We start from the raw sequence: 13413 nt of genomic DNA on the forward strand, positions 1-13413 counted from the left end.
CCCTGGCTCGCGATTAATGCAACGACGGTTTGGCAGCAGCCGGCGCGTCCGGCTTCTTGGTTTCGGTGAACAGCAGCAGCGGCGCAACGCGCAGGTACTCCATCACTTCCATGTAATCGCTTTCGCCGTCGTCGGACTCTTCCAGAGCGTCTTGCACCTGCGAAATAGCCGCCAGATCCTGCAGAACTTCAGTGGCCTCGGTACTCAGCATGCTGCTGTCACGGCAGTTCAGGCCGAAACCGCTGAGGAAGCCCTGGCACCATTGGCCCAGTGCGGCGGCGCGGTCAGCCAGTGGCTCGTCATCGGTCGGAAGCAGCAGAACGACGGTCACGTCGTCGCCGGTGAGCTCGCCCTTGACCATCTCTTGCAAGCCGATCAAGGCGTTGCGGACGTTGTCTTGCGGCTCGCCTTCGAGCAGTTCGGCGGCATCAACCAGCCAACCTTCGGCATCGAAGCCGGCACCGGCGCAACTGCGACCGAGCAGCAAGCCATGCAGTTCGGCAGGCGAGACGTTATGACCGCTGGAAGTCAGCAGCGTGGCGAAGGCTTGGTACGGGGAATTCTGAATGGGCATGGGCAGCTAGGCGCCAGACGGCGCTATGTCTAGAATGAAGGCCTTGTATCCTACATCGACAGACTCGCCAAGACTATTAAAGGCTGTCCGCCAGCTATCACCCATCTGACATTTCAGTGGACCCAATGGAAGACACCGACCTGCAAGCGCTAATGGCCAGACTCGAACTGCTAATTACCCGCGTCGAGCAACTAAAGAGTCAAAACGGACTCCTATTAGCTCAGGAAAAGACCTGGCGCGAGGAACGCGCTCACCTCATTGAAAAGAACGAAATCGCTCGGCGTAAGGTCGAATCGATGATTTCGCGCCTCAAGGCCCTGGAGCAAGACTCATGAGTTCAAGCAATAGCGTTACCGTGCAGATCCTCGATAAAGAGTATTCGATCATTTGCCCCCAGGAAGAGCGCAGCAACCTGGTGAGCGCCGCCCGTTACCTGGACGGCAAGATGCGCGAAATCCGCAGCAGCGGCAAAGTCATTGGCGCCGATCGCATCGCCGTGATGGCCGCGCTGAACATCACCCACGATCTTCTGCACAAGGAAGAACGCCCGGATGTGCAGGCCAGCGGCTCGACCCGTGAGCAGGTTCGCGACCTGCTGGACCGCGTCGATCTGGTGCTCGCAACCGATCCGGACGTCACCAAGGGCTGAAACGCGAAACCGCTTGGGGTATACTCGCAACACTCCCTGGGGTGCTTGCCAGTTGACCACGTCCCTGAGCCGATTCGCACTACCCTGGAGGCTGCACGTTGGGCTGGTGTGCATGTCCGCTAGACGGAAAGCCTTAAAGCCTACTGCATCTTCCACCTTGAACTTTCGGGTTCAAGGGCTAAGTCGACAGCGGTACATCCGGGGAGCCTGATTGCAGTCCGATGCCGGTTTAAATACCGGCATCGGCTTTTTTACGGGTACGCTTTGTGTACTCGCCCTTCTGAAGCCCGAAATCCATGACCGAACCTGCGCTGCTGCCCCGCCCGCAACTTCGACGCATGCTGCGCAAGGCCCGCCGCGCACTGACGCCCAGTCAGCAACGCCAGGCTGCACGCGGGCTGTACAAGCAATTGGCCCAGCAGCCGCTGTTTCGCCGCGCAAAACATATCTCTCTGTATCTGCCCACTGACGGTGAAATCGATCCGCGTGTTGTGCTGCGTGCCGCTCAACGTCGGGGCAAGGCGACTTATCTGCCGGTGCTCAGCGCTTGGCCACGAACCAAAATGGTGTTCCAGCGAATTCGCCCCGGCGAAAAACTGAAACCCAACCGTTTCCGTATTCTCGAACCCCGGCACAACCTCGCCCAGCAACGCAAAGTCTGGGCGCTCGATCTGGTGCTGTTGCCTTTGGTGGGATTTGACGATGTCGGCGGACGCCTGGGCATGGGCGGTGGTTTCTATGATCGAAGCCTGGCGTACCTGGCACGACGTAAAAACTGGCGCAAGCCGACGCTATTGGGGCTGGCCCATGAATGCCAGAAGGTCGAACGATTGGCTCAAGCGAGCTGGGATGTGCCGTTACAGGGAACGGTGACAGACAAGGCGTGGTATTTCGCAGGCTAGACGCCGCAGGAATCAGCGGCGTCCCAAGACAGGTTCAGCGTTTGAACGCCGACGGCTGCTGTTGCTGCGCGATTTCGATCGGAGCGTCGGTCTTGTTGTTCCACAGGCTTTGGGCATAGCCAGTGGTCACGACGCCGAGGCCGAACAAAATAACCAAAATCCATAGTAAATCCGGTTTGCGTTTCATCGATTGCCCCCCAAAGGCACATCAACACGATGACAGCAGCGGTTTCCGTTGTAGGTGTAGGCCGTGCAGCAGCGTCAAGCTTAGAAGGCCGGCATTCTGCGACAACGTGAACCGACACGCAAACGCTGGCGTCAACCGACCGTCGGTTTGTCATAAAATTGCCCGACAACTTGCCCACTCACCTCGCAAGGAGCAAAAACCATGGCCTATTGGCTGATGAAATCCGAGCCCGACGAGCTCTCGATCAAGGGCCTGGAAACGCTTGGCAAAGCGCGCTGGGACGGGGTTCGCAACTATCAGGCGCGTAATTTTCTGCGGGCCATGGCCGTGGGCGACGAGTTTTTCTTCTATCACTCCAGCTGCCCCGAACCGGGAATTGCCGGGATCGGAAAGATTGTCGAAGCCGCGTATCCGGACCCGACGGCGCTGGAGCCTGAGAGTCATTACTACGATCCGAAGGCCACGGCAGAGAAAAACGCCTGGAGCGCGATCGATGTCGCTCACGTCGAGACGTTTCCCAAAGTGCTGAAGCTGGATTATCTGAAACAGCAGACGGCGCTGGCCGAGATGCCGCTGGTGCAGAAAGGCTCGCGACTGTCGGTGATGCCGGTGACGACCGAGCAGTGGGCGGCGGTGATTGCGCTCAAGCCGTAATATCTCCAGCACTACGCCGAATGTCATCGCGGGCAAGCCCGCTCCCACAATGATCTCCAGTGAATGCAGCTTTTGCATCCAACTCAAATCCCTGTGGGAGCGAGCTTGCTCGCGATGAGGCCGGTTCAGACAACAAAAGTCTTACTGGATGATCAAGTTGTTGAACAACAAATCCTCAACCACCGGCTTACCGGTTTCGTCGTTCATGATTTGCTGGGTCTGCTTCAGGGCTTCCTGACGCAGCTTCTCCTTGGCCTCGACGTTGTTCATCGCCTCGGTAGTCTGCTGGGCAAACAACGCCACCAGTTGATTACGAATCAACGGTTCGTTGGCTTTGACCAATTTGGTCGCTTCTTCCCCGGTCACTCGCAACGCCACATCGGCCTTGTAGACCTTGAGCTTCGGTGTGCCGTCCAACCCGTAGTTACCCACGAACGGCGGGCTCAGGGTGATGTAATTGACCTTCGGAGCTTCTTTGGCTTCTTCGGCCATCGCTGCCACGGGCAGAGACAGGGCCAGCAACAACATGATCCACGCTTTCACAATTCGCTCCTTATCCGGTTTGCGGCCTAGCATAACGACCCGTCGCACAAGCACAAGCTTATGGCTGACTATCAGGGCCGGGCATGCTCGTTGACCCGTCGACTCACACACCTACACTTATCGGCCATCACTCCCAAAGGAATAGCCCTGATGAAAGCCGTGCTGTGCAAAGCCTTCGGCCCTGCCGAATTGCTGGTGCTGGAAGACGTCGCCAGTCCTGTTGCGAAGAAGAATGAAATCCTGCTGGACGTGCACGCCGCCGGGGTGAATTTCCCGGACACGTTGATCATCGAGGGCAAATACCAGTTCAAGCCGCCCTTCCCGTTTTCCCCGGGTGGCGAAGCCGCCGGCGTGGTCAGCGCGGTGGGTGAAAAGGTCAGTCACCTCAAGGTCGGTGATCGGGTCATGGCCCTGACCGGCTGGGGCAGTTTCGCCGAACAGGTCGCGGTGCCAAGCTACAACGTGCTGCCAATCCCGCCATCAATGGACTTCAACACCGCCGCCGCTTTCAGCATGACCTACGGCACTTCGATGCACGCGCTCAAGCAACGAGGCAATCTGCAACCGGGTGAAACCCTGCTGGTGCTCGGCGCTTCCGGTGGCGTCGGCCTGGCTGCGGTGGAAATCGGCAAAGCCATGGGCGCCCGCGTGATCGCCGCCGCCAGCAGCGCCGAAAAACTCGCGGTGGCCAAGGCTGCCGGCGCCGATGAGCTGATCAACTACAGCGAGACCAGCCTCAAGGACGAAATCAAACGCCTGACCGATGGCCAGGGCGCCGACGTAATCTACGACCCGGTGGGTGGCGACCTGTTCGACCAGGCCATCCGCGCCATTGCCTGGAACGGACGCGTGTTGGTGGTCGGCTTTGCCAGCGGTCGCATTCCGGAATTGCCGGTCAATCTCGCGCTGCTCAAAGGTGCAGCGGTGATCGGCGTGTTCTGGGGCTCGTTTGCCCAACGCCAGCCTCAAGACAACGCGGCGAACTTCCAGCAATTGTTTGGCTGGTTTGCCGAAGGCAAGTTGAAGCCACTGGTGTCGCAGGTGTATCCGCTGAGCAACGCGGCGCAGGCGATTAATGATCTGGGCCAGCGTAAGGCAGTCGGGAAAGTGGTGGTGCAGGTTCGCTGAGCCCAATGAAGCGGTCTGGACTTCAAATGAAAGTGTTCAGACTGCTTACTTCCCATTCAAACGAAAAACATTTCCCAAAGCCTCGTCCTACCCTGGACCGAAATGCTGCATGAAGACCTGCAAGTAACGTTTCCCATAACGCCTTTCATTTATACCTGAGCGACATGTTCATAAAGGAACACCGAATCTCCAGAATTTCCGCTATTTGGTCGATGCGAACCGGTGCTATTTTCGGTAACGAAACTGTAACATTCGCATCCGCAGTCAAAACAAGAAATCTGGAGCTCTTGAATGTTTGCTTTCTTTCGTCCTGCCGCACATCAGGCTCCATTGCCTGAAGAAAAAATAGACAGCACCTACCGACGCCTTCGCTGGCAGATCTTCGCCGGGATTTTCTTTGGCTATGCGGGTTATTACTTGCTGCGCAAGAACTTCTCCCTGGCCATGCCGTACCTGATCGATGAGGGTTACACCCGTGGTCAGTTGGGGTTGGCGATGTCGGCAATCGCGATTGCCTACGGTCTGTCGAAGTTCCTCATGGGCCTCGTGTCCGACCGCTCCAACCCGCGTTACTTCCTGCCCTTCGGCCTGCTGGTATCGGCGGGGGTGATGTTCATTTTCGGTTTCGCACCGTGGGCTACGTCCAGCGTCACCATGATGTTCATCCTGCTCTTCATCAACGGCTGGGCTCAGGGCATGGGCTGGCCACCGAGTGGCCGGACCATGGTGCACTGGTGGTCGCAGAAGGAACGGGGTGGCGTGGTGTCCGTGTGGAACGTGGCGCACAACGTCGGCGGTGGCCTGATCGGCCCGCTGTTCCTGCTTGGCATGGGCTTGTTCAATGACTGGCGCGCGGCATTCTACGTACCGGCGGCGGTGGCTCTGGCGGTGGCAGTGTTCGCCTTCATGACCATGCGCGACACACCGCAATCGGTCGGCCTACCGCCGATCGAGAAGTACAAAAACGATTATCCGGAAGGCTACGACGCCAGCCACGAAGACGAATTCAGCGCCAAGGAAATCTTCGTCAAATACGTGCTGCACAACAAAATGCTCTGGTACATCGCCATGGCCAACGTCTTCGTCTACCTGCTGCGCTACGGCGTATTGGACTGGGCTCCGACTTACCTGAAGGAAGCCAAAGGCTTCACCGTGGATAAGACGTCGTGGGCGTACTTCCTCTACGAGTGGGCAGGTATTCCGGGCACGCTGCTGTGCGGCTGGATGTCGGACAAGATCTTCCGTGGCAACCGTGGTCTGACCGGCATGGTGTTCATGGCGTTGGTGACTGTGGCGACCCTGGTGTACTGGCTCAACCCGGCGGGCAACCCGACAGTCGACATGATCGCGCTAGTCTCGATCGGCTTCCTGATTTACGGCCCGGTGATGCTGATCGGCCTGCAAGCGCTGGAACTGGCGCCGAAGAAAGCCGCCGGGACGGCAGCGGGCTTCACGGGTCTGTTCGGGTATCTGGGTGGTTCGGTCGCGGCCAGTGCAGCGATGGGCTACACCGTGGACCATTTTGGCTGGGACGGCGGCTTTGTGCTGCTGATCGGTGCATGCCTGCTGGCGATGGCCTTCCTCGCGCCGACGCTGTGGCACAAGCAAGTCGCCAGTCAGAGCCGCGAAGCAATCGCCTGATCGGCGTTTGATTTGCAGCGCTTGAGCCGCGCCTCCAGATTCCGGTCTGGCATGGCGTGGCTACGCAGGGCGTTGGCGGTCTGCTCGACATAATCGCGAGTGGTGCCGTAACGCCCGCAAGCGTTTTCGAACACATGGCTCAGCACGTGATCCGGCAAGTTGCCGGCATAGCTGGGCAGGTGTCGCTCCAATACAAATCCCAATGCCTGAACCTGGCTTCCGTCTTCGAGGCGGCAGTTGAGCCAGTGTGGACGATATGACGGGAATGGCATTTCGCGCTGCCACAAGGCGTAGAGCGAAGCGTCGAGTTGTTCTTCGGGTAAGCGGTAAGCGAAACCGCTGCAAGAGCCGCCGCGATCCAGACCAAACACCAGGCCAGGCACTTCCGGCGTGCCGCGATGTTCGTGGGACCACAGGTACAAACCGCGATGGTAGCCATGCACCCGACCCCGCACACGTTCCACCGCCGGGCATTCAGGCCGCCAGATCAGCGAGCCGTAAGCAAACAGCCAGACCGGCCCGCCCTTGTGGCCCGCCATGGTCGACTGCATCGAGCTGAGCAATTGTTCGTGCGTATGCTGCGGCCCAAGATCGAGTCGCGGAGGGTAAGCCAGATTCAAAAAAGCAGATTCAATGGCGCTCATGGCGAATAGCGTTCAGCTCCCCGCGGGTAAAGAATTACTTAATAGAACGCACCGCTGTAACAATAAGGCACATATGTTTTAAGGCAATTTAAGTGCCATGGCACAGTTTTTAAACAATTGCCTGATGACATATAACCTACCGGTATTTATATAGTTTTATAAATACCGATCGGCTATATAGAGAGTTATAACGATTAAGAGCGGGGAGCGTACGCAAACACATCCGCACGCATCTGATGAGCGTCCATCCCGGCTTCAACCAAAGCATCCAGCGTGCCGTAGACCATGGCCGGCGAGCCGCTGGCGTAGACATGCAGCGCCTTCAGATCGGCAAAATCCTCACACACCGCCTCGTGCAGCATGCCGCAACGACCTTCCCAGCCACATTGATCGCTGACGACTTTATGCAGGAACAGATTGGGCAGTTTCAGCCATTCATCCCAATGTTCGATCTCATAAAAATCTTCAGGACGACGCACGCCCCAATACAAATGCACCGGATGTTTGAAGCCCGCGGCACGGCAATGTTCGATCAGGCTATGGATCTGGCCCATGCCGGTGCCAGCGGCAATCAGCACCAGCGGACCGTCCGGCAACTCCGCCAGATGGGTGTCGCCGAACGGCATTTCAATCCGCACCATCGGGTTGCGTTGTATCTGTTCGATCAGGCTCAGCGCACTGCTTTCGCGCGCCAGCACATGGATTTCCAGATCGCGCCCGCCATGTGGCGCCGAGGCCAGGGAGAACGCGGATTTCTCGCCGTTCTCGCGCTCGATCATCAGGTACTGACCGGCGTGATAGCGCGGCGACTTGCCGGCCGGCGCTCGCAGACGCACACGCCAGGTATCGCCGCCGACATCCCTGCATTCAATGACCTGACACGACAAGCTGCGCACCGGCAATTCTCCCCGCGCGAGCACGCCATCCCACAGCACGATGCAGTCTTCCAGCGGCTCTGCTATGCAAGTGTAGAACTCGCCATGGTCGCGCACACCGCCTTCCTGTTCGACACGCCCTTCCACCAGCAGTGCGGCGCACACGTGACAATTACCGTTCCGGCAGCTTTGCGGGCATTCATAGCCCAGACGCCGCGCGCCATCGAGAATCCGCTCGCCGGGCAGAATCTGTAGCACTGCTCCGGAGGGCTGCAAGGTTACACGCATCAATCTATTCCTAACTGATTCCATATGGCATCGATCCGTTGGGTCACGGCTTCATCCTTGACGATCACCCGGCCCCACTCGCGAGTGGTTTCGCCCGGCCATTTATGCGTGGCATCGAGCCCCATCTTCGAACCCAGGCCGGAGATCGGCGAGGCGAAGTCCAGGTAGTCGATCGGCGTGTTGTCGATCATCACCGTGTCGCGCTTGGGGTCCATGCGCGTGGTGATGGCCCAGATCACGTCGTTCCAGTCGCGTGCGTTGATATCGTCGTCAGTGACGATAACGAACTTGGTGTACATGAACTGTCGTAAAAACGACCAGACACCGAGCATTACCCGCTTGGCATGGCCGGGATACGACTTCTTCATGGTCACGATGGCCATGCGGTACGAGCAGCCTTCGGGCGGCAGGTAGAAGTCGGTGATCTCCGGGAACTGCTTCTGCAGGATCGGCACAAACACTTCGTTCAGCGCCACGCCGAGAATCGCCGGCTCATCCGGCGGACGGCCGGTGTAGGTGCTGTGATAAATCGGTTTGATCCGGTGGGTGATGCGTTCGACGGTGAACACCGGAAAGCTGTCGACTTCGTTGTAGTAGCCGGTGTGGTCGCCGTACGGGCCTTCATCGGCCATTTCGCCCGGATGGATCACGCCTTCAAGGATGATCTCGGCAGTCGCCGGAACCTGCAGATCGTTACCGCGGCATTTCACCAGTTCGGTGCGGTTGCCGCGCAACAAGCCAGCGAAAGCATATTCGGAAAGGCTGTCCGGTACCGGCGTTACAGCGCCAAGAATGGTCGCAGGGTCGGCGCCCAGCGCCACGGACACCGGGAACGGTTGGCCAGGATGCTTCTCGCACCACTCGCGGTAATCCAGCGCGCCGCCACGGTGGCTCAGCCAACGCATGATGACCTTGTTACGGCCAATCACTTGCTGACGGTAGATGCCGAGGTTCTGGCGATCCTTGTTCGGCCCTTTGGTGACGGTCAGGCCCCAAGTAATCAGCGGGCCGACGTCGCCCGGCCAGCAGGTCTGCACTGGCAGCATCGCGAGGTCGACATCGTCGCCTTCGATGACCACTTCCTGGCAGACTGCGTCTTTGACCACCTTCGGTGCCATGGCGATGATCTTGCGGAAGATCGGCAGCTTGGACCAGGCATCTTTCAGGCCTTTCGGCGGCTCGGGTTCCTTGAGGAACGCCAGCAGCTTGCCAATCTCGCGCAATTCGCTGACCGCCTCTGCGCCCATGCCCAGCGCTACGCGCTCAGGGGTGCCGAACAGGTTGCCGAGCACTGGGATGTCATAACCCGTGGGCTTTTCGAAAAGCAGGGCCGGACCTTTGGCACGCAAGGTGCGGTCGCAGACCTCGGTCATTTCGAGCACTGGGGACACCGGAACCTGGATGCGCTTGAGTTCGCCGCGCTTTTCCAGGCCGCTGATAAAGTCGCGCAAGTCGCGATACTGCATGCGTGAGCCTCGTGTTGGCGGTGGCGATCGGGGGGAGGCAGTTTAGCGCCGAACCCCTCTATTCAGAACCACGAACTGCCGGTTCATCAAAAATCAGATAGCAAAAAGCCGGGTTTCCCCGGCTTCTGCTGACCTGATCGACTTACTTGCGTTTCATCGACAGGAAGAACTCATCGTTGGTCTTGGTCGTTTTCAGCTTGTCGACCAGGAACTCGATGGCAGCGATTTCGTCCATCGGGTGCAGCAGCTTGCGAAGGATCCACATGCGTTGCAACTCGTCGTCGGCGGTCAGCAACTCTTCGCGGCGGGTGCCGGAACGGTTGATGTTGATAGCCGGGAAGACGCGTTTTTCGGCGATGCGGCGATCCAGAGGCAGTTCCATGTTGCCCGTGCCTTTGAATTCTTCGTAGATCACTTCATCCATCTTCGAGCCGGTTTCAACCAGCGCGGTGGCGATGATGGTCAACGAACCGCCTTCTTCGATGTTCCGCGCGGCGCCGAAGAAACGTTTCGGTTTCTCCAGGGCATGGGCATCGACACCACCGGTGAGTACTTTGCCGGAGCTCGGGATCACGGTGTTGTAGGCGCGAGCCAGACGGGTGATGGAGTCGAGCAGAATCACCACGTCCTTCTTGTGTTCGACCAGGCGCTTGGCCTTCTCGATCACCATTTCGGCAACCTGCACGTGGCGGGTTGGCGGCTCGTCGAACGTCGAGGCAACCACTTCGCCGCGCACGGTGCGCTGCATTTCGGTGACTTCTTCCGGACGTTCGTCGATCAGCAATACGATCAGATGAACTTCAGGATTGTTACGAGCGATGTTCGCTGCGATGTTCTGCAGCATGATGGTCTTACCGGCTTTCGGCGGTGCAACGATCAGACCGCGCTGGCCTTTGCCGATCGGGGCGCACAGGTCGATGACACGACCGGTCAAGTCTTCGGTGGAACCGTTGCCGGCTTCCATCTTCATGCGCACGGTCGGGAACAGCGGGGTCAGGTTCTCGAAGAGAATCTTGTTTTTCGCGTTCTCGGGACGATCGTAGTTGATCGTGTCGACCTTGAGCAGCGCGAAATAACGCTCGCCTTCCTTTGGAGGACGGATCTTGCCAACGATGGTGTCACCGGTGCGCAAGTTGAAGCGACGGATCTGGCTCGGCGAGACGTAAATATCGTCCGGGCCTGCAAGATAGGAAGCGTCAGCGGAGCGAAGGAAGCCGAAGCCGTCCTGGAGAATCTCCAGCACGCCATCACCGGAGATTTCCTCGCCGCTTTTAGCGTGCTTTTTGAGCAGGGAGAAAATCACGTCCTGCTTGCGCGAACGGGCCATATTTTCTATGCCCATCTGTTCGGCCAATTCGAGCAGTTCGGTAATCGGCTTTTGCTTGAGTTCAGTCAGATTCATATAGGAATGACGTAATCATTTATGGAGGGGGGGAAATTAAGCTTTTGGCTTAATGAGGCCGCGCCGCAGAGAAGGCGACAGGATCGCGTACTTATTCGAAAAGGAGTGCGTCGGCGACGGCTAGTAGGGGGCAGTGGAGAAACCAGTGCGGGGCCGAATGTACCACCTGAGTTTCGGAGCGTCTAGCCCTCAATAACGAAAAGGCCCCGCAATATGCGGGGCCTTTTTGATGACGCTTTAAACGACGCTTAGATGTTGGCGTCGAGGAAAGCAGCCAGTTGCGACTTCGACAGCGCGCCAACCTTGGTCGCTTCAACGTTGCCGTTCTTGAACAGCATCAGCGTCGGGATACCACGCACGCCATGCTTGGCCGGAGTTTCCTGGTTTTCGTCGATGTTCAGTTTGGCAACGGTCAGCTTGCCTTTGTAGGTTTCAGCAATTTCGTCCAGAACAGGAGCGATCATTTTGCAAGGGCCGCACCATTCAGCCCAGTAGTCGACCAGTACAGCGCCTTCGGCCTTGAGGACGTCGACGTCGAAGCTAGCGTCGGTGACGTGTTTAATAAGATCGCTGCTCATGGAAGTCTCCAGGTTGTAAGCAAAAAAACGTGGCCCATCATAGCCGCCCTTCCCTCGTTCAGGAAGGTGCAGATGATTGAGTCTCGCTATGGTGGCGCATGAGTTTGGGTATAGCTCAAGTCACGAGGTGGTGGGAGCGACGAAGGCAATTGCGGTGCGCAGGGCGGCGTTGCGTACATGTTCGTGCATGGCCTTCTGCGCCGCGCCAGACGCCCGCCGGGCCAGCGCGCGGAGGATTTTTCGATGTTCCTGCCAGGTTTCCATGGCGCGCTCGGGCCGGATGAACGGTAGCTTTTGGCTCTCTAGAAAAATGTCGGCGCTGGCCGTCAGGATGCTCAGCATCGCCTGATTGCCGCTGGCCAGCAGGATGCGCCGGTGAAACTCGAAATCCAGTCGCGCCGCTGCCTCGAAGTCGCCGGCCTTCAATTCGATGCGCATGGCGGCGACGTTATCTTCCAGAGCATCGAGTTCGTGAGTACTCAGGGTCACCGCGGCCAAACCGGCAGCAAAACCTTCCAGGGCATAGCGCAACTGGAAGATGTCCAGCGGCGAGGCCTGGGCCGCGAACGGCCAACTCAGCGTCGACTCACCACGCGGCAAATCAACCGGCGACTGCACGAACACACCTTTGCCTGGCTGGATGCTGATGACCCCCAGCGCGCTCAATGACGACAACGCTTCGCGCAGCGACGCTCGACTGACCCCCAATTGCACCGCCAAATCCCGTTGCGAGGGCAAAGCATCGCCCGGCCCGAAACCTTGCTCGGTGATCAGTTTACGGATGGCTTGCAGCGCCACTTCAGGTACGGCGCGAGAGATCGAGTTCATGGTTTTTCAGACGAACCAGGCCAATGAGCGGTTAGTTGTAAAGCTATTCGCGACGCCCGGCAAGTCGTGCCCCATGGGGGTTCGGAGATTTTCATGGATGCGCTATCGGGGTGCGAAACCGCGCACGACTGTTCAGACCAGTAAGACCGAGAAACGCCAGTAAAACCGTGACCTTGCGCCCCCAAAACCCGATATTGGCACGGCCCATGCTCTGTCGATCCGCAGAATTCACTTCTCGCCGATTCGGAGATTTGCCATGACCCAGCGTTACAGCGCCCTCCTCGCAGCCCTGTTTGCCAGCCTGATGCTGAGCCAGGCGCCCGCCCATGCCGACGGTCTGGAGGATGTGGTCAAGCGCGGCGTCCTCAAGGTGGCCGTGCCTCAGGACTTCCCGCCCTTCGGCTCGGTCGGCCCGGACATGAAACCGCGCGGCCTGGACATCGATACCGCAAAACTGCTGGCCGACCAACTCAAGGTCAAACTCGAACTGACCCCGGTCAACAGCACCAACCGCATCCCGTTCCTGACCACCGGCAAGGTCGATCTGGTGATTTCCAGCCTCGGCAAAAACCCGGAGCGCGAGAAAGTCATCGACTTCTCCAGCGCCTACGCGCCGTTCTACCTTGCGGTGTTCGGCCCGCCGGAGGCCGACATCAAAGGCCTGGACGACCTCAAGGGCAAAACCATCAGCGTCACCCGTGGCGCCATCGAAGACATCGAGCTGACCAAAGTTGCCCCTGAGGGCGTGACCATCAAGCGCTTCGAAGACAACAACTCGACGATCGCTGCCTACCTCGCAGGCCAGGTTGATCTGATCGCCAGCGGCAACGTGGTGATGGTGACCATCAGCGAACGCAACCCGAAGCGTATTCCGGCGCTGAAAGTGAAGCTCAAGGATTCGCCGGTCTACATCGGCGTGAACAAGAACGAGCCGGCGCTGCTGGGCAAGGTCAACCAGATCCTCGCCACCGCCAAGACCGATGGCGCCTTGGAGAAGAACTCCCGGACCTGGCTCAAAGAGCCGCTGCCGGCCGATCTCTGATCACCGCAGGGG

At 58.6% G+C, this 13413-nt stretch carries 16 protein-coding genes and 1 other RNA gene; 8 read left to right on the top strand and 9 right to left on the bottom strand.

Annotated features, from left to right (window positions below):
* Positions 1–13 precede the first annotated feature (13 nt).
* The gene (locus ACYZT7_RS30915) at positions 14–574 is read right to left on the bottom strand and encodes a YecA/YgfB family protein (protein WP_449645329.1); all 561 of its coding nucleotides are present in this window, start codon (positions 572–574) and stop codon (positions 14–16) included.
* A gap of 125 nt (positions 575–699) precedes the next feature.
* On the opposite strand from ACYZT7_RS30915, the gene ACYZT7_RS30920 reads away from it, so the two are divergent.
* From ACYZT7_RS30920 to ACYZT7_RS30935, 4 genes are all read left to right on the top strand, one after another.
* Positions 700–909: a TIGR02449 family protein gene (locus tag ACYZT7_RS30920; RefSeq protein ID WP_007982902.1), complete on the top strand. Its 210-nt coding sequence runs from the start codon at positions 700–702 to the stop codon at positions 907–909.
* Positions 906–1223, top strand: coding sequence for a cell division protein ZapA (locus ACYZT7_RS30925; protein ID WP_007942435.1), 318 nt, complete (start codon positions 906–908; stop codon positions 1221–1223). Before ACYZT7_RS30920 ends, ACYZT7_RS30925 begins: the two co-directional genes overlap by 4 nt.
* Before the next feature lie 30 nt (positions 1224–1253).
* A non-coding RNA gene (ssrS, locus tag ACYZT7_RS30930) (6S RNA) lies at positions 1254–1432 on the top strand.
* Between the two features lie 87 nt (positions 1433–1519).
* A complete protein-coding gene (locus tag ACYZT7_RS30935; protein ID WP_462039415.1) occupies positions 1520–2125 on the top strand; it encodes a 5-formyltetrahydrofolate cyclo-ligase in 606 nt (201 codons plus the stop codon).
* 34 nt (positions 2126–2159) lie between these two features.
* Here the strand turns inward: ACYZT7_RS30935 and ACYZT7_RS30940 are convergent, their stop codons facing one another.
* Positions 2160–2312: a hypothetical protein gene (locus ACYZT7_RS30940; protein WP_007942433.1), complete on the bottom strand. Its 153-nt coding sequence runs from the start codon at positions 2310–2312 to the stop codon at positions 2160–2162.
* A 201-nt stretch (positions 2313–2513) separates the two neighbouring features.
* On the opposite strand from ACYZT7_RS30940, the gene ACYZT7_RS30945 reads away from it, so the two are divergent.
* Positions 2514–2966, top strand: coding sequence for an EVE domain-containing protein (locus ACYZT7_RS30945; protein WP_462039416.1), 453 nt, complete (start codon positions 2514–2516; stop codon positions 2964–2966).
* A gap of 141 nt (positions 2967–3107) precedes the next feature.
* Here the strand turns inward: ACYZT7_RS30945 and ACYZT7_RS30950 are convergent, their stop codons facing one another.
* Positions 3108–3509 carry a flagellar basal body-associated protein FliL gene (locus tag ACYZT7_RS30950; protein ID WP_462039417.1) on the bottom strand — a complete coding sequence of 134 codons (402 nt, stop codon included), beginning with the start codon at positions 3507–3509 and terminating at the stop codon, positions 3108–3110.
* 150 nt (positions 3510–3659) lie between these two features.
* Here ACYZT7_RS30950 and ACYZT7_RS30955 point away from each other — a divergent pair, with 150 nt between their 5' ends.
* On the top strand, positions 3660–4637 hold the full coding sequence (locus tag ACYZT7_RS30955) for an NADPH:quinone oxidoreductase family protein (RefSeq protein ID WP_462039418.1): 978 nt from the start codon (positions 3660–3662) through the stop codon (positions 4635–4637).
* 291 nt (positions 4638–4928) lie between these two features.
* Positions 4929–6278 (top strand): glycerol-3-phosphate transporter, encoded by a 1350-nt coding sequence (gene glpT, locus ACYZT7_RS30960; protein ID WP_282376132.1) that lies wholly within the window; start codon positions 4929–4931, stop codon positions 6276–6278.
* Here glpT and ACYZT7_RS30965 read toward each other — a convergent pair.
* The 6 genes from ACYZT7_RS30965 to ACYZT7_RS30990 all read right to left on the bottom strand — a co-directional run bounded on the left by ACYZT7_RS30965 (position 6254) and on the right by ACYZT7_RS30990 (position 12359).
* Positions 6254–6922: a gamma-glutamylcyclotransferase gene (locus tag ACYZT7_RS30965; protein ID WP_462039419.1), complete on the bottom strand. Its 669-nt coding sequence runs from the start codon at positions 6920–6922 to the stop codon at positions 6254–6256. The two genes, glpT and ACYZT7_RS30965, sit on opposite strands and share 25 nt — an antisense overlap.
* Before the next feature lie 194 nt (positions 6923–7116).
* Positions 7117–8085: a CDP-6-deoxy-delta-3,4-glucoseen reductase gene (locus ACYZT7_RS30970; RefSeq protein WP_462039420.1), complete on the bottom strand. Its 969-nt coding sequence runs from the start codon at positions 8083–8085 to the stop codon at positions 7117–7119.
* Positions 8085–9551, bottom strand: a complete 1467-nt coding sequence (gene ubiD / locus ACYZT7_RS30975) for a 4-hydroxy-3-polyprenylbenzoate decarboxylase (protein ID WP_462039421.1) — start codon at positions 9549–9551, stop codon at positions 8085–8087. The genes ACYZT7_RS30970 and ubiD overlap by 1 nt, the downstream gene beginning before the upstream one ends.
* A gap of 142 nt (positions 9552–9693) precedes the next feature.
* Complete coding sequence (gene rho / locus ACYZT7_RS30980; protein ID WP_007942421.1) at positions 9694–10953, bottom strand: transcription termination factor Rho; 1260 nt, start codon at positions 10951–10953, stop codon at positions 9694–9696.
* A 248-nt stretch (positions 10954–11201) separates the two neighbouring features.
* On the bottom strand, positions 11202–11531 hold the full coding sequence (gene trxA / locus ACYZT7_RS30985) for a thioredoxin TrxA (protein ID WP_008150340.1): 330 nt from the start codon (positions 11529–11531) through the stop codon (positions 11202–11204).
* Positions 11532–11651: 120 nt separating this feature from the next.
* On the bottom strand, positions 11652–12359 hold the full coding sequence (locus ACYZT7_RS30990; RefSeq protein WP_462039422.1) for a FadR/GntR family transcriptional regulator: 708 nt from the start codon (positions 12357–12359) through the stop codon (positions 11652–11654).
* A gap of 256 nt (positions 12360–12615) precedes the next feature.
* Here ACYZT7_RS30990 and ACYZT7_RS30995 point away from each other — a divergent pair, with 256 nt between their 5' ends.
* Complete coding sequence (locus ACYZT7_RS30995) at positions 12616–13401, top strand: transporter substrate-binding domain-containing protein (RefSeq protein WP_462039423.1); 786 nt, start codon at positions 12616–12618, stop codon at positions 13399–13401.
* The last annotated feature ends 12 nt before the right edge of the window (positions 13402–13413 follow it).

It is taken from the genome of Pseudomonas sp. RT4P38, from assembly GCF_054897765.1.

Bases quoted from the DNA above. Each gene is read 5' to 3' on its own strand.
- ACYZT7_RS30915 (WP_449645329.1), bottom strand. From the start codon at position 574: ATGCCCATTCAGAATTCCCCGTACCAAGCCTTCGCCACGCTGCTGACT.
- ACYZT7_RS30920 (WP_007982902.1), top strand. From the start codon at position 700: ATGGAAGACACCGACCTGCAAGCGCTAATGGCCAGACTCGAACTGCTA.
- ACYZT7_RS30925 (WP_007942435.1), top strand. From the start codon at position 906: ATGAGTTCAAGCAATAGCGTTACCGTGCAGATCCTCGATAAAGAGTAT.
- ACYZT7_RS30935 (WP_462039415.1), top strand. From the start codon at position 1,520: ATGACCGAACCTGCGCTGCTGCCCCGCCCGCAACTTCGACGCATGCTG.
- ACYZT7_RS30940 (WP_007942433.1), bottom strand. From the start codon at position 2,312: ATGAAACGCAAACCGGATTTACTATGGATTTTGGTTATTTTGTTCGGC.
- ACYZT7_RS30945 (WP_462039416.1), top strand. From the start codon at position 2,514: ATGGCCTATTGGCTGATGAAATCCGAGCCCGACGAGCTCTCGATCAAG.
- ACYZT7_RS30955 (WP_462039418.1), top strand. From the start codon at position 3,660: ATGAAAGCCGTGCTGTGCAAAGCCTTCGGCCCTGCCGAATTGCTGGTG.
- glpT (WP_282376132.1), top strand. From the start codon at position 4,929: ATGTTTGCTTTCTTTCGTCCTGCCGCACATCAGGCTCCATTGCCTGAA.
- ACYZT7_RS30965 (WP_462039419.1), bottom strand. From the start codon at position 6,922: ATGAGCGCCATTGAATCTGCTTTTTTGAATCTGGCTTACCCTCCGCGA.
- ACYZT7_RS30970 (WP_462039420.1), bottom strand. From the start codon at position 8,085: ATGCGTGTAACCTTGCAGCCCTCCGGAGCAGTGCTACAGATTCTGCCC.
- ubiD (WP_462039421.1), bottom strand. From the start codon at position 9,551: ATGCAGTATCGCGACTTGCGCGACTTTATCAGCGGCCTGGAAAAGCGC.
- rho (WP_007942421.1), bottom strand. From the start codon at position 10,953: ATGAATCTGACTGAACTCAAGCAAAAGCCGATTACCGAACTGCTCGAA.
- trxA (WP_008150340.1), bottom strand. From the start codon at position 11,531: ATGAGCAGCGATCTTATTAAACACGTCACCGACGCTAGCTTCGACGTC.
- ACYZT7_RS30990 (WP_462039422.1), bottom strand. From the start codon at position 12,359: ATGAACTCGATCTCTCGCGCCGTACCTGAAGTGGCGCTGCAAGCCATC.
- ACYZT7_RS30995 (WP_462039423.1), top strand. From the start codon at position 12,616: ATGACCCAGCGTTACAGCGCCCTCCTCGCAGCCCTGTTTGCCAGCCTG.